The following is a 13837-nucleotide window of genomic DNA, read 5'->3' on the forward strand; positions in this document are numbered from 1 at the left end:
AGGGTATGCCGCTGAGCCGGCTCAGCGGCATACCCTCATTTCCAGCCCTACCGCCCTCCCAAGGAGACGTTCATGCGTACGGCGACCAAGCTGCGTGACTGGCTGCCCGGCTTCCTGCTCGTCCTGCCGTCGATCATCCTCGTCGGGATCTTCGTCTACTGGCTCATCTTCCGGAACGTCGCGACCTCGCTCGAGCGCACCGTGACCAAGGCGAGCAAGCGGGTGACAAACCCCGGCGGGGTCGAGAACTACTCGAACCTGCTCGGCAGCGAGGGCTACCAGCACGCCCTGTTCAACCTGCTCGTCCTCACCGTCGTCTTCGTCGCCGGGACGATGTTCTTCGGCCTGCTCTGGGCGGTGCTGCTCGAGAAGGGCGTCAACGCCGAGGGCATCTTCCGCTCGGTCTACCTGCTGCCGATGGCGATCTCGTTCATCGCCGCCGGCATCGTGTGGCGCTGGCTGCTCTCCCCCGGCAAGGGCGACCAGGCCGTCGGCCTCAACCAGCTGCTCGCGATGATCGGGCTGGAACGCTTCCAGAGCTCGTGGTGGCAGTCGCCCAACATGTTCTCGATGGCCGCGATGGCGATCCCGGCGATCTGGCAGCTGTCCGGCTACGTCATGGCGCTCTTCCTCGCCGGCTTCCGCGGCATCTCCGACGACCAGCGCGAGGCCGCGCGGATCGACGGCGCCACGGAGCGGCAGATCTACCGGCACGTCCTCTTCCCGCAGCTGTCGCCGATCGCACTCTCGGCGCTCATCATCATCGGCCACATGTCGATGAAGATGTTCGACCTCATCTACGCGATCGCCGGCCAGAGCTCCTACAAGGCGTCGGTGCCGGCCACCTTGATGTGGACGCAGATGTTCCAGCAGAACAACCCGACGGCCGCGGCTGCCAACGCGACGATCCTGCTCATCCTCGTCGCCGTCGTCGTCGTGCCCTACCTGATCTACACCAACAAGACCGAGAAGGAGAGCCGCGGATGACCGCCACGACCAACACGGCCCCCCCGGCCGGCGCAGCGGGACCTGACGTCATCCCCCCGCGCGTCTCGACGGGGCACGCCCCGGGCACTGAGGGGACGGTCGCCGGGCGGACGCTCCGCTACGGGCTGCTCATCCTCTTCGTGATCGTCATCATCATCCCCCTCTACGTCCTCTTCGTCACGAGCTTCAAGCGGAGCGCGGACGTCAACGCGAGCCAGGCCTGGACGTTCCCGAGCGCATGGTCGGTCGGCGGCTGGCGGGCCGCCTGGGACGCGCTCTCGCCGGCGCTGTTCCGCTCGGTCATCCTCGCGACGTCGGTGGCCGTGCTGTCGGCGGCCCTGGGGTCGCTCAACGGCTTCGTCTTCGCCAAGTGGCGCTTCCCGGGGGCGACGACGATCTTCACGCTCTTCCTCTTCGGCATGTTCATCCCCTACCAGGCCGTGATGATCCCGCTGCAGGGGATGCTGCTCGACGTCCAGGCGACGCCAGGGTTCTCGTGGTTCGACGGCATCGCCAAGCTCGTCGCGGTCCACGTGATCTTCGGCATCCCGATCTGCACCCTGATCTTCCGCAACTACTACGCCACGGCGGTGCCCAACGAGATGCTCGAGGCCGCCAAGGTCGACGGTGCCGGGATGCTGCGGACCTTCCGGTCGATCGTCCTGCCGCTCTCGGCGCCCGGCTTCGTCGTGACGATGATCTGGCAGTTCACCTCGGCGTGGAACGACTTCCTCTTCGCACTGTTCCTGACGAACCGGAACACCGGCCCGGTCACGTATGCGCTGAACGAGCTCGCCGGTGGGCAGAACCCGGACTACCCGTCGATCATGGCCGGCGTGCTGCTCGCGTCGCTGCCGACCCTGCTCGTCTACATCCTCCTGGGCCGGTACTTCATCGGCGGCCTGATGAGCGGCTCCGTCAAGTAGCTCGAGTGGCCCCGGTGTCCACAGCCTCCCGGTGGAAGGCGGGGCCACTCGAGGGGGGAGGGTCGCCTGCTGGAGCGTTTCGGGCCATGCTGGGTGGATGGGTGACAGTCGCACCACCGCCGGCCTGGCCACCGAGCTGCTCATCGACGGGTTCGGTCGCATCGCGGAAGGCGTGCCGGACGTCGTCGAAGGCCTCAGCGTCGAGCAACTGCTCTGGCGACCAGACGCCGACGCCAACCACATCGCCTGGCTGGTCTGGCACCTGAGTCGCCAGCAGGACGAACAGCTCGCCCAGCTGGGCCACGTCCGCTCGGCCTGGCGCTCCGGTGCCTGGGCCGAGCGGTTCGCCCTGCCCTACCCCGAGGACGCCCACGGCTACGGCATGTCGTCGGCCGACGTGGGTGCGTTCACCGCGCCGGACCCCGCGGACCTCGTCGGCTATCACGAGGCCGTGCACGACCTGACGCTTCAGGTCCTGCGTGGGCTCGACGCCGACGACTTCGCCCGCGTCATCGACCGCAACTGGGACCCGCCCGTCACGGTCGCCGTCCGGGTCGTCTCCGTCCTCGACGACTCGGCCAAGCATCTTGGCCAGGCGCAGTATGTGCGTGGACTGGCTCAACGTCGAGCCTGAGAGACTGACGTGACCTGAGGGGCGGATGAGGCGGATCAGGCGGATCAGGCGCGATGGGGTGCCCACGAGACGGATGCGGCTGGGTAATTGACAGGTATGCATGCGACCCTCGGGGCGATGACTGCCACAGCCACCGTCCCCCACCCAGAGCAGCGGACCGCGCCGGCCCGGCGCCGCCCGGGTCTCTGGGCGACGGTCGTCGTGGTCCTGGCCCTGGTCGGCCTCAACCTGGCCAACCACGTCTTCGGCTGGGGGTCCCTCTGGCTGGGACCGGTGGGCGCCGTCGCGCTCATGGCGTTCGCCCGGTTCTCCGGCCTGACGTGGCGCCAGCTCGGCTTGAGCCGGCGCACCCACGCTGCCGGAGTGCGCTGGGGCCTCGGGGTCATCGGGGTCGTCGCCCTGGTCTATCTCGCCGGCGTGCTCATCCCCCAGACGCGGACCGCCTTCCTGGACGCGCGCTACCACCTGCCGCCCGCGAGCGCCTTGCTCACGGCCTTCGTCATCATCCCCGTCGGCACCGTCCTCCTCGAGGAGGTGGCCTTCCGCTCGGTGCTCTGGGGCTTCCTGTCCCGGCACGCCCGGGTCTGGCAGGTGGCTCTCGGGTCGTCCCTGCTCTTCGGGCTCTGGCACGTGCTGCCCGCGTCGGCCGCCGTCACCGCGAACCCCGCCCTGGGGGCGGTCATGGTCGGGCTCGGTGCCTGGCAGCAGGTCGTCAGCGTGGCGGGCACCGTGCTCTTCACGGCCGCAGGTGGCCTCATCGCCGGTGAGCTGCGGCGTCGCAGCGGCAGCATCCTGGCCAGCGTCGGCATGCACTGGGCGACCAACGCCTTGGGCGTCCTCTTCGGCGTGGTGGCCTGGCGCCTCACCTGACCTGGCGCCTCACCTGACCTGGTCGGACCTGGTCGGACCTGTCCCCTGTGGAAAGTGGGGCCACTCGAGTTGGGGGGCTGGGGTCAGACGGGTCTGATGCCTTGCGACCGCAGCAGCGCACGCGCCCGGCCGAAGGCCCGGTCGTCCGAGAACACCTGCCACTCGCCCCACAGGTCGAGCTCGTCCACTGTCCGCCGGAACCGCGCGAAGGCACCCTTGCCGCGGATCGCCACGCTGAGGATTCCGGCGACCCGGTCGGAGACGGCCTGGGCGAAGGCCTCCATGTCCGCGTAGGCGGCGGTGGTGTCGTGGTCGACGTAGATCCAGAGGTTGTCCACCTCGTCACCGGGCTCCTCCTCCGGCTCGAGGCTGTCGAGGTCCTCGAAGCTGTGGTGGAGGAAGGCGTGGACCACCTCGCCGGTGTCGAGGTGCAGGTAGCCGCCGGGGTCGTCGCCGCCGTTGGCCATGACCTCCGAGAGCTCCTCGATGTCGACGGTCAGCGTCCGGCCGCGCCGCTCGGAGCCGCTGAGCAGGACGTCGATCTCCTCGGCCAGGACGTCGTCGCCGTCCCAGCCCCGGTGGCCGAGCAGGGTCTCGACCTCCCGCAGCGCGGGCTCGAGGCGCGCGTGGTCGGCACCGTCGGCGGACCGGTAGGTGCGCAGGAGCGCGTCGCCCACCTGCTGGAGCGCGGGGCCGAGGTCGCGCCCGTCGAGGCCGGCGAGGAGCGCGCTGACATCACCGGTGCGTGAGGCGGCACGCACCGCGGTCAGGTCGAGGGGCTTGGCGCGGCCCCGGTGCCGGCGCCTGCCCTCGCGCGGGGCGGGCGGGCGCGAGCTGGAGGATGCCACGCCCGAGGGAGTGCTGGAACGGCCGCCGCGATCCGGCGCCGCATCAGGGTCGGGAGGTGACCCCGCGGCCGAGTCGTCCCCCAGCGCCGGCAGCCCGACCTCCTCGGGCACGGTGCGCCCGAACTGGTCGGGGACCGACCCCCAGCCGAGGAGCGGCACCGGGATCGGTGGCCGTCCCTCCGTCTCGCGGCGGGCGACGAACTCCTCGACCACGCACTCGTGGATCCACTTCTCGTCGTCGTCGAAGAGGTACTCGAAGCGGCTGCCCTTGGCGACCGAGCCGTGGAGGGTGCGGTCCGGCGCGAGGTCGCCGGTGCCGGCGCCGCGTCGCTCATGGCGTCCGTGCCAGCCGGTCCTGAAGGAGCGCGGCCGGGTCACCTCCCAGCGCCCGAGCGCGAGGTCGACCCCGAGACCGAAGTCGTCGAACGTGGCCGTGGGTGGCACGAGCATGACGCGCCCGGGGGCTGGTCGGAGGGTCTCTCCGCGTCCGGCCACCAGGTCGACGCGGATCCTCAGCCATCGCGGTGCCACTCGACCAACTCTGCCAGCAAAGAGGCGCACCGGCACATTCGGGGCCACCGGCACCTCATCGTGCGTGAGCCGGACCCTCGAAGCGACCCGGTGTCAGCGGACCTCCCGCACGTCCTGCACGTCGGCCCGTCGCGCGATGGTCGCCGTGGCCCGTCGGCAGGCCGTGACGGGAACCCGCGGGACGATGTCGTCGAGGAAGGCATACCGGCGCCGCAGCGACCGGTGGTAGGCGTCGTCGGTGGCGTCGGAGCACAGGCCGGTCCACCAGTCCGCGATGTCGCCCCAGCCGGGGGCGGCGAGGGAGCCGCCGTACTGCTGGAGTGCGAGGGCCGCCGCGAGGCTGGCGAACGACATCCGGTCGGCGAGCCGCCACTCGGCAAGCGTGCCGACGAGCATGGCCGCGGCGAACACGTCGCCGACGCCGGTGGCGTCGACCTCACGCACGCGCAGCGACGGCACCTGGGCCTCCTCACCGGTCCTCGTGTCGATCCCCAGCGCGCCGTCCGCGCCGGCGGTCACCACAGCGATGGGCACGCGGTCAGCGATCGCGAAGAGCGCGTCGCGGGCCGAGCTCGTGCCGGTGTAGGCCATGGCCTCGACGGCGTTGGGTAGGAAGGCGTCACACCGGCTCAGCCGGTCGAGGACCGAGCGGTCCCACCGCTCCTCCGGGTCCCACCCGACATCGGCGAAGACGAGCGCCCCGTGCCGGCGGGCCGCGTCGACCCAGCTCTCACCAGCTGATCCCGGCGGGCCGGCGGCCTCGAAGAGGCCCTGCTCCGCGAGGTCGACCATGACGGCCCGCGAGCGCGGAGGGTCACCGATGAGGTCGACCGACGGGACGGGTGGCGGGTGCCCGTGGGAGACCATGCTGCGGTCGCCGGCGAAGGCCATCGAGACGGTGACCGGGCTGTGCCAGTCGGGGAACTGCCGGCTGCGGCCGAGGTCGATGCCCTCCTGCTCGGCGAGGATCCGCCAGCAGAAGTCGCCGTAGTCGTCGTCGCTGAAGGCCGCGGCCAGGGAGGTGCGCAGGCCCAGGCGGCGGGTCGCCACGGCGAGGTTGGCGATCCCGCCGGGGCAGGACGCCAGCCCTTCCGACCAGACCTCGGTCCCGGGCTTGGGTGCCGTCGGCAGGCCGGCGAAGATGATGTCGAGGAAGACGGTCCCCCACACGAAGACGTCCACGTCCGGCGCGTCGGGTGCCCGTCGCGCAGCCAGCGGGTCGAACGTGTTCTCCGGCATTCCCCTCATGATCCTCCATCGCGCCGGCCCGGTCGCGGGGTTTGTGGATGCGGAGAAAACCCGTGGCGCTCTGCCTGAATTGAAGTTAGCCTGATTAACATGAAAATCGAGACGACGCCTCCCAGGGCGTACGTCATGCGTGAGCGGGCCCGCGCTGCGGAGCGGACCGGTGAGCGCATCCTCGCTGCGGTGACGCAGCTGTTCGTCGAGATGCCGCTCTCGCAGCTCACTCTCGCGGCGGTCGCGCAGCGAGCCGGTGTGACCGTGCAGACGGTCATCCGGCGGTTCGGCGACCGGGACGGGCTCCTGGCCGCCGCAGCCGAGCAGGCCAGCGGCGAGATCGCCGCCCAACGTGGCGAGGCGCCGGTCGGTGACGTCCCGGCCATCGTGGCCAACCTCGTCGAGCACTACGAGATGGTCGGTGACCTCTCCCTGCGGCTGCTCGCCGAGGAGGAGGGCTCGCCGGTGATCGCCGAGATCACGACCGCGGCGCGCGGCTACCACCGAGCCTGGTGCCAGCGCGTCTTCGGCCCGTCCCTGGACGGGCTGACCGGCGTCGAGCGGGACCGACGGCTCGCCCAGCTCGTCGCAGTCTGTGACGTCTACCTGTGGAAGCTCCTGCGGCGCGACGCAGGCCTGAGCCGTCGCCAGGTGACCGTCGCGCTGACCGAGCTGCTCGAACCACTCACCTCCACCACCGCTCCGGGCGGGTCCCGCGGGCCCCGCTGAGCGCGCCACCGGCGCACTGACAGGGAAAGGCACCACCGATGTCCACCATCCTCGCTTACACGTCGCCCGCGATAGGGCACCTCTTCCCGCTGATGCCGCTCCTGCTCGAGCTGCGCGATCGGGGCCACGAGGTGCACCTGCGCACCCTCGGATCGCAGGTCGCTGCCGCGCGCCGCGCCGGGCTCGAGGTCGAGCCCATCGACCCCGCCATCGGCGAGATCGTCCATCCCGACTGGGAGGCGACCAACCCGATCGAGGGGCTCAAGCTGGCGGTGCTCACGTTCAGCCAGCGCGCCCGGCTCGACGGTCCGGACCTCAAGAAGGCACTCGACGAGGTCCGACCTGACGTCGTCATCGTCGACACGAACTCGTGGGGCGCCCAGCTGGCGGCTCAGGCCTGGGGCCGCCCGTGGGTGACCTTCAGCCCCTACACGCCGCCCCTCTCGTCATCGGGCACGCCGCCCTTCGGCCCCGGCTTCGCTCCGTTGCCAGGCCTGCTCGGGCGGCTGCGCGACGGCGTGGCGCGGCCGTTCGTCACGGGCGCAGCCGAGCGGGTCCTGCGGCCCAGGGTCAACCCGCTCCGAGCCGAGTGGGGCCTGCCACCGATCCGGACCGCCGACCAGTTCTACCGGCAGGCGCCGCTGATGCTCGTGACGACGTCGGAGCCCTTCGAGTACCCCCATCCGGACTGGGGGGACCGGATCCGGATGATCGGCGCGCTCAACTGGGAGCCGCCCCAGGACGCGCCGGCCTGGCTCGCCGAGATCGACGGTCCGCTGGTCCTCGTGACGACGTCCTCGGAGTACCAGGCCGACGAGGCGCTCGTCCGGGCGGCCGCCGAGGGGATGGCCGGCGAGCCCTACACCGTCATCGCGACCATGCCGGCCGGGGTGAGCGACGTCGGTGCGCTGCCGGCCAACGTCCGCGTCGTCGACTTCGTGCCGCACGGGCCGGTTCTTGACCGTGCTGTCGCGGCCGTGACCCACGGTGGCATGGGAGCGACGCAGAAGGCGCTCGCCCGTGGAGTGCCGGTGTGCGTCGTGCCGTTCGGGCGGGACCAGCTCGAGGTCGCGGCCCGGGTCGTCAACGCGGGCGCGGGCACGCGACTCGCTGCCAAGAAGCTCACTCCGGAGGCGCTGCGCGAGCAGGTCCGCACGGCCATCGGGTGCAAGGCGGGAGCCGAGCGGGTTGCGGCCGGCTACCGAGCCGCCGGGGGCGCTGCTGCGGGGGCGGCTGCCGTGGAGGAGCTCGTGGAACGCTCCGCCGCCCGTCGCGCTTGACCCCATGCCGTATGCCGCTGGGCTCGCTCCCGCAGCCCGCCGCCCTCAGCCGGTGGGCTGGGCTGGGAGCCGGCCCAGCGGCATACGAGCCATTCGGCCGTGAGCAGGCCCACCCCAACGTATGGTCGTGACGTGGGGAGCAGTTCGGGGAGCAGGTCGGGGAGCAGGAGGCAGGTGCGCCTCAGGGTCGGCAGCGTGATGACCGTCGTGTGCGCCGTGCTCGTGGCCGCCGCTGCTCCCGCCCGGGCGGAGCCGACCCCGATCCCGACCCCGATCCCGACCCCGATCCCGCGGAGCGGCCTCGCCCTGGGCTCCACTGCGGCTGAGCCGGTGCTGCGCCTGCACGACCTCGTCCGGGTGACGGCCGGATATGTCGCTGCCACCCGCCTTCAGCCTGGTGGTGGCTCCGCGGCCGCTCCGGACAGGGCGTGGACGCCTCCCGCCGACCTCCAGACCCCGCCCATCGCCACGGCCCCCGGCACGATCTCCGGCACGATCCCCGAGCGCCAGCGCACGAAGTACGACGTGCTCGGCGCCGCGTACCAGAAGGCGGCGGACGCGTTGAGCGACCGGTGCCACCTGCCGTCCGCCCTCCTCATGGCCCTCGGCGAGGTCGAGTCGAGCTCCCTGCGCGGGCGCCGCCTCGACAAGGATCACGACGTCGTGCCGCCGGTCGTCGGGCCGGCCCTCGCGGGAGGGCGGTTCGCCGCGATCCGGGACACCGACGGCGGGCGTCTCGACGGAGACCCCGTGTGGGACCGGGCGGTGGGGCCGATGCAGTTCATCCCCGGGACGTGGCGGCTGTGGGGTGCGGACGGGAACGGCGACGGGGTGGCCGACCCCCAGAACGTCGAGGACGCCGCCCTGGCAGCCGGCCGCTACCTGTGCGCGGGCGGGCGGGACCTGTCCCGGCCCGCCGACCTCGAGGCGGCGATCCTGTCCTACAACCACTCGAGGCAGTACCTCGCCGCGGTGCTCGACCTGCACGACTCGGTGATGGGTGGCGTCGTCGCCGGTCCCTGAGCATTCCCACCGGAGCAGTGGGATTGGCCCGGATCATGGACCGGCTTTGGGTATAGATAAGCGTCGGTTATACATTGCATTACATGACCGTCACCCAGAGCCCCGTCGAGGCCCCCGCGCCCCCGCGCCCCGCCACCAGGCCGCCGCGCGGGAACCGCTCCAACGGTCAGTGGAACGTCGACGGCACCGAGCCGCTCAACGCCAACGAGGTGTGGAAGCAGGCCGAGGGCGGCCTCGCCGTGCGCGAGCGCATCGAGACCGTCTATGCCAAGGAGGGTTTCGACGCGATTCCCGCCGAGGACCTCACGGGCCGCTTCCGCTGGTGGGGGCTCTACACCCAGCGCAAGCCCGGCATCGACGGCGGCCGCACCGCCCAGCTCAGCGACGACGAGCTGAGCGACAAGTACTTCATGCTCCGCGTCCGAACCGACGGGCAGGCCCTCTCGCCCGCGGCGCTGCGGGTGCTCGGGGGCATCTCCGCCGACTTCGCTCGGGGCAGCGCCGACATCACCGACCGCCAGAACCTCCAGTACCACTGGATCGCCGTGGAGGACGTCCCGGAGATCTGGCGGCGCCTCGAGTCGGTCGGCCTCGAGACGACGACCGCCTGCGGCGACACCCCCCGCGGGTTCCTCGGCAGCCCCGTCGCGGGGATCGCCGCCGACGAGATCATCGACCCCACGCCGGTCATTCTCGAGATCAAGCGCCGCTGGATCGGCGACCCCGAACTCGCCAACCTCCCACGCAAGTTCAAGACGGCCATCACCGGCCACCCGAGCCTCGACGTCGTGCACGAGATCAACGACGTCTCCCTCGTCGGGGTCGTCCACCCCGAGCTCGGCCCCGGCTACGACCTGTGGGTCGGCGGCGGACTGTCGACCGCGCCCCGGCTCGCCGAGCGGATCGGCGTCTTCGTCTCCGAGGAGCGCGCGGCCGAGGTCTGGCACGGCGTCATCCAGGTCTTCCGGGACTACGGCTTCCGGCGGCTGCGCAACAAGGCGCGCCTCAAGTTCCTCCTCGCCGACTGGGGTGTCGGCACGTTCCGCGCGGTCCTGGAGAACGAGTACCTCGGCTACCCACTGCCTGACGGCCCGGCGCCCGAGCCCGCCACGAGCCCCGGCGACCACGTCGGCGTCCACCTGCAGAAGGACGGCAACTACTACGTCGGCGCCGCCCCCGTCGTGGGCCGGGTTGGCGGGCCGGTCCTCACCGGCCTGGCGGACCTGATCGAGGAGGTGGGCGCCGGACGCGTCCGCCTCACCGCCCACCAGAAGCTCGTCATCCTCGATGTGCCCGAGGCGGGCGTGGAGCGGCTCGTCACCGGTCTCGAGGACCTCGGGCTCACCGCGCAGCCGAGCCCCTTCCGCCGCACGACGATGGCCTGCACCGGGATCGAGTACTGCAAGCTCGCCATCGTCGACACCAAGGACACCGCGGCAGCCGCGATCACCGAGCTCGAGCGGCGCCTCGCGGACGCCGTCGCGGACGGCAGCCTCGACACCCCGATCCTGCTCAACGTCAACGGCTGCCCCAACTCCTGCGCTCGGATCCAGACGGCGGACATCGGGCTCAAGGGCCAGATCATCACCGTCGACGGGCCCGACGGGCCGGTGCAGCAGCCCGGCTTCCAGGTCCACCTCGGGGGAGGGCTCGCCTCGTCCGACCGGGACGAGGCCGGCCTCGGCCGGACCGTCCGCGGGCTCAAGGTGACCGCGGGTGAGCTGCCCGACTACGTCGAGCGGGTCGTGCGGCGGTTCCTCGCCGACCGCGCGGCCGGCGAGACCTTCTCGTCGTGGGCCGCCCGCGCCGACGAGGGGGTGCTGCTGTGAGCGCCGTGGCGCTGGGCACGCCGGCGGTGCCACGCCGCCGCCGGTCCGACGACGAGCTCAAGGCGCTCGTCGCCGAGTTCAACGACCGGCTGGAGGCGCGTCTTGCGGCTGACCCGGCCGACGAGCCGACGGCCGACGAGGTCGCAGCCTGGGCGGCGGAGCACTTCGCCCGCTCCCTCGCCGTGGCGTGCTCCATGGCCGACGCCGTGCTGCCGCACGTCGTCGCCCAGCACGCGCCGGGCGTGGATGTCCTCTTCCTGGACACGGGGTATCACTTCTCGGACACGTTGGTGACGCGCGACATCGTCGCGCAGGACCTGCCGATCACCCTCGTCAACGTGACGCCGGCCCAGACCGTGGCCGAGCAGGACGCGCAGTACGGGCCCCGGCTCTGGGAGCGCGACCCGGCCCTCTGCTGCCAGCTACGGAAGGTGGAGCCGCTCGCCCGCACCCTGCCCCTCTACGAGGCGTGGGTCACCGGCGTGCGCCGCGACGAGGCGCCGACCCGGACGAACACGCCGCTCGTCACGTGGGACGACAAGAACGGGCTGGTGAAGATCAACCCGCTCGCCGCCTGGACCTTCGACGAGCTCCAGACCTATGCCGTCGACAACCAGGTCGAGGTCAACTCGCTCCTGTCCGACGGCTACCCCTCGATCGGCTGCGAGCCGTGCACGCGCCGGGTCGAGCCGGGCGAGGACCCCCGGGCCGGACGGTGGGCCGGTTTCACCAAGACCGAGTGCGGCCTGCACACCTGACATGAAGTCCGCCCTGCCCCTCGTCCTCGACCTGACCGGTCGACTCGTCGTCGCCGTCGGCGGCGGCCCGGTGTCGGCGCGTCGGGTCCGCGCCTTCGTCGACGAGGGCGCCGCCGTGCGCGTCATCTCGCCGTGGGTCTGCGAGGACCTGCGCGACCTTGTCCTCGAGGGAGCCGTCGAGTGGCAGGCGCGCGACTATGTGGACGCCACTGACCTCGACGGTGCCTGGCTGGTGCACACGGCCGTCGGCGAGTCCGGCGTCGACCGGCAGGTCGCACGGGACGCCGAGAGCCTGCGGGTCTGGTGTGTCGACGCCACGGACGCCGCCACGACGGCCGCAAGCGTCCCGGCCCGGGCTGACGTGACCATCCCGGACGGCCGGGTCACCATCAGCACGTATGCCGCTGGGGACCCTGGTCTGGCGACCTCCCTTCGGGACGGGGTTGCCGACGCGGCCACGCGAGGCGACCTGGATCTCCGGCGCACCCGTCACCGGACCACGTCCGGCTGGGTCGCGCTCGTCGGGGGCGGGCCGGGTGTCGACGGCCTGCTCACTGCCCGCGGGCACCAGCTGCTGCGCTCGGCCGACGTCGTCGTCGTGGACCGGCTGGCACCGCGCGCGATCGTCGACCGGCTGCCGGCCTCCGTGCGGGTCATCGATGTCGGCAAGACTCCAGGCCATCACGCGGTGCCGCAGTGGCGCATCAACGAGATCCTCGTCGAGGAGGCCTCTCGGGGCCTCGGGGTCGTGCGCCTCAAGGGTGGGGACCCCTACGTGCTCGGGCGCGGGGGCGAGGAGCGACTGGCCTGCGAGGCCGCCGGGCTGTCCGTCGAGGTCGTGCCGGGGGTGACGAGCGCCGTGTCCGTGCCCGCTGCGGCCGGCATCCCCGTCACGCACCGGGGCGTCGCGCGTGGTTTCACCGTCGTCACCGGGCATGAGGCCATTCCCGGCCTGCCGACCGGGAGCGACCACACGCTCGTCCTGCTCATGGGTGTCAGCCAGCTGTCCGAGACGATGACTACCTTGGTGGCCCAGGGTCGTTCGGCTGACTGCCCGGTCGCCGTCGTCGAGCGGGGTTTTGCGCCCACGCAGCGGACGACGGTCGGGACGGTGTCGACCATCGGTGCGCTGGCCCGGGAGCGTGGCGTGGAGTCGCCGGCCGTCATCGTCGTCGGCGACGTCGTCCGGCTCGGCCCGGAGTGGTCCGAGGCCGTCGCGGGCGGGGTCAGCTGACCGCTGCGAGGATCCGGTCGATCCGGGCCAAGGTCACCGGGTCCTCCGGCGTCTCGCGGATCCACGCCTCCAGGCGGACGCGTTCCGCGGGATCGCTCTCCCCGACCCACCGCGCGCACGCATAGCTGGTGATGTGCGCCTGCTCCGCGACGAGCATGCTGAAGTGCCCTCGTCGGAGCACGCGACCCGGCCCACCGGCCGCGGCGTAGGCGTCGTGGAGCAGTTTCGCCCGTGCAGGATCGTCGTCGCCGAACTCGTAGAGCACCATGGCCAGCTCCTGTGAGGGGTCGGCGGGCCCCATGTTCTCGAAGTCGATGACGCAGATGCGTCCGTCAGCCGTCGCGAGGACGTTGTCGGCCCAGAGGTCGCGGTGACAGATCCGCGGCCGGTCGTGCGGCTCGATGATCCCTTCCACGGCCAGCAGCTCGGGGATCAGCGTCTCGAGCTCGTCGGCGAAGGGCGCCTGCGCACCGACGAGCGCCCGGTGCAGCTCCCGCCAGCCGGCCTCACCGACGCCTGTGGCGAACCAGTTGCCGACTCGCTCGTCGGTCGGCGCCCCGGCCCGGTGCAGCTGGGCCAGGGTCCGTCCGACCGCCGCGGGGTCGAGCCGACGGGTCCGGGCGGCGAGGTCGATCCACTCCATCACCCGGACGGGCGTGCCGCCGACGTGAGCGAGCACGCTGCCCGCCAACGACAGCCGAGACCGCGGAGTGAGCACGCCGGCGGACAGGGCCGCCTCCGAGAAGCCGTGGTCCGCCTCGACCGCGGTGACATCCGGCGAGGCGAACCACTCCTTGACGGCCCACGAGCCCGCACCGGACCGGAGGCGCCAGATCTGCCCCAGCTGGCCGCGTGCGACCGGACCGCTCAGGACCGCGTCCGGCGGGAGACCGAAGGCCGCGGCGATGGCGCCTGCATCAGCGGGACGGAGCATGGGGTCCGGCCGGGG

13 protein-coding genes are annotated in these 13837 nt (G+C 72.0%); 10 read left to right on the plus strand and 3 right to left on the minus strand.

The genetic code is table 11. The features are described 5' to 3' along the window. Positions 1–72 precede the first annotated feature (72 nt). The 4 genes from OO014_RS03595 (at position 73) to OO014_RS03610 (ending at position 3417) form a co-directional block, all read left to right on the plus strand. Positions 73–987: a carbohydrate ABC transporter permease gene (locus OO014_RS03595; RefSeq protein WP_272460902.1), complete on the plus strand. Its 915-nt coding sequence runs from the start codon at positions 73–75 to the stop codon at positions 985–987. Next, positions 984–1913: a carbohydrate ABC transporter permease gene (locus tag OO014_RS03600; protein ID WP_272460903.1), complete on the plus strand. Its 930-nt coding sequence runs from the start codon at positions 984–986 to the stop codon at positions 1911–1913. Before OO014_RS03595 ends, OO014_RS03600 begins: the two co-directional genes overlap by 4 nt. Positions 1914–2010: 97 nt before the next feature. Continuing rightward, a complete protein-coding gene (locus OO014_RS03605; protein WP_272460904.1) occupies positions 2011–2547 on the plus strand; it encodes a mycothiol transferase in 537 nt (178 codons plus the stop codon). Positions 2548–2664: 117 nt separating this feature from the next. Then, a complete protein-coding gene (locus OO014_RS03610; RefSeq protein ID WP_272460905.1) occupies positions 2665–3417 on the plus strand; it encodes a CPBP family intramembrane glutamic endopeptidase in 753 nt (250 codons plus the stop codon). A gap of 83 nt (positions 3418–3500) precedes the next feature. Here the strand turns inward: OO014_RS03610 and OO014_RS03615 are convergent, their stop codons facing one another. Both OO014_RS03615 and OO014_RS03620 read right to left on the minus strand, forming a co-directional pair. Further along, entirely contained in the window at positions 3501–4796 is a 1296-nt protein-coding gene (locus OO014_RS03615) for a UPF0158 family protein (RefSeq protein ID WP_272460906.1), read from the minus strand. A 93-nt stretch (positions 4797–4889) separates the two neighbouring features. Further along, positions 4890–6044: a carbohydrate kinase family protein gene (locus OO014_RS03620; RefSeq protein ID WP_272460907.1), complete on the minus strand. Its 1155-nt coding sequence runs from the start codon at positions 6042–6044 to the stop codon at positions 4890–4892. Between the two features lie 90 nt (positions 6045–6134). Between OO014_RS03620 and OO014_RS03625 the strand changes: the two genes are divergently transcribed. The 6 genes from OO014_RS03625 (at position 6135) to cobA (ending at position 12888) form a co-directional block, all read left to right on the plus strand. Next, complete coding sequence (locus tag OO014_RS03625; RefSeq protein WP_272460908.1) at positions 6135–6764, plus strand: TetR/AcrR family transcriptional regulator; 630 nt, start codon at positions 6135–6137, stop codon at positions 6762–6764. Between the two features lie 38 nt (positions 6765–6802). Continuing rightward, on the plus strand, positions 6803–8044 hold the full coding sequence (locus tag OO014_RS03630) for a glycosyltransferase (protein WP_272460909.1): 1242 nt from the start codon (positions 6803–6805) through the stop codon (positions 8042–8044). Positions 8045–8242: 198 nt separating this feature from the next. Then, the gene (locus OO014_RS03635) at positions 8243–9067 is read left to right on the plus strand and encodes a lytic transglycosylase domain-containing protein (RefSeq protein ID WP_420485474.1); all 825 of its coding nucleotides are present in this window, start codon (positions 8243–8245) and stop codon (positions 9065–9067) included. An 83-nt stretch (positions 9068–9150) separates the two neighbouring features. Further along, on the plus strand, positions 9151–10896 hold the full coding sequence (locus tag OO014_RS03640; RefSeq protein ID WP_272460911.1) for a nitrite/sulfite reductase: 1746 nt from the start codon (positions 9151–9153) through the stop codon (positions 10894–10896). Continuing rightward, positions 10893–11654 (plus strand): phosphoadenylyl-sulfate reductase, encoded by a 762-nt coding sequence (locus tag OO014_RS03645; protein WP_272460912.1) that lies wholly within the window; start codon positions 10893–10895, stop codon positions 11652–11654. Before OO014_RS03640 ends, OO014_RS03645 begins: the two co-directional genes overlap by 4 nt. Before the next feature lies 1 nt (position 11655). Further along, entirely contained in the window at positions 11656–12888 is a 1233-nt protein-coding gene (cobA, locus tag OO014_RS03650) for a uroporphyrinogen-III C-methyltransferase (RefSeq protein WP_272460913.1), read from the plus strand. Here cobA and OO014_RS03655 read toward each other — a convergent pair. Then, positions 12881–13822: a phosphotransferase enzyme family protein gene (locus OO014_RS03655; protein WP_272460914.1), complete on the minus strand. Its 942-nt coding sequence runs from the start codon at positions 13820–13822 to the stop codon at positions 12881–12883. The genes cobA and OO014_RS03655 overlap by 8 nt on opposite strands. Positions 13823–13837 lie beyond the last annotated feature (15 nt).

Source organism: Intrasporangium calvum (genome assembly GCF_028446585.1).
GTDB classification, from domain to species: domain Bacteria; phylum Actinomycetota; class Actinomycetes; order Actinomycetales; family Dermatophilaceae; genus Intrasporangium; species Intrasporangium calvum_A.

Coding starts and splice junctions, on each gene's coding strand:
- OO014_RS03625 (WP_272460908.1), top strand. CDS start 6,135: ATGAAAATCGAGACGACGCCTCCCAGGGCGTACGTCATGCGTGAGCGG.
- OO014_RS03620 (WP_272460907.1), bottom strand. CDS start 6,044: ATGAGGGGAATGCCGGAGAACACGTTCGACCCGCTGGCTGCGCGACGG.
- OO014_RS03635 (WP_420485474.1), top strand. CDS start 8,243: ATGACCGTCGTGTGCGCCGTGCTCGTGGCCGCCGCTGCTCCCGCCCGG.
- OO014_RS03600 (WP_272460903.1), top strand. CDS start 984: ATGACCGCCACGACCAACACGGCCCCCCCGGCCGGCGCAGCGGGACCT.
- cobA (WP_272460913.1), top strand. CDS start 11,656: ATGAAGTCCGCCCTGCCCCTCGTCCTCGACCTGACCGGTCGACTCGTC.
- OO014_RS03610 (WP_272460905.1), top strand. CDS start 2,665: ATGACTGCCACAGCCACCGTCCCCCACCCAGAGCAGCGGACCGCGCCG.
- OO014_RS03640 (WP_272460911.1), top strand. CDS start 9,151: ATGACCGTCACCCAGAGCCCCGTCGAGGCCCCCGCGCCCCCGCGCCCC.
- OO014_RS03655 (WP_272460914.1), bottom strand. CDS start 13,822: ATGCTCCGTCCCGCTGATGCAGGCGCCATCGCCGCGGCCTTCGGTCTC.
- OO014_RS03630 (WP_272460909.1), top strand. CDS start 6,803: ATGTCCACCATCCTCGCTTACACGTCGCCCGCGATAGGGCACCTCTTC.
- OO014_RS03595 (WP_272460902.1), top strand. CDS start 73: ATGCGTACGGCGACCAAGCTGCGTGACTGGCTGCCCGGCTTCCTGCTC.
- OO014_RS03605 (WP_272460904.1), top strand. CDS start 2,011: ATGGGTGACAGTCGCACCACCGCCGGCCTGGCCACCGAGCTGCTCATC.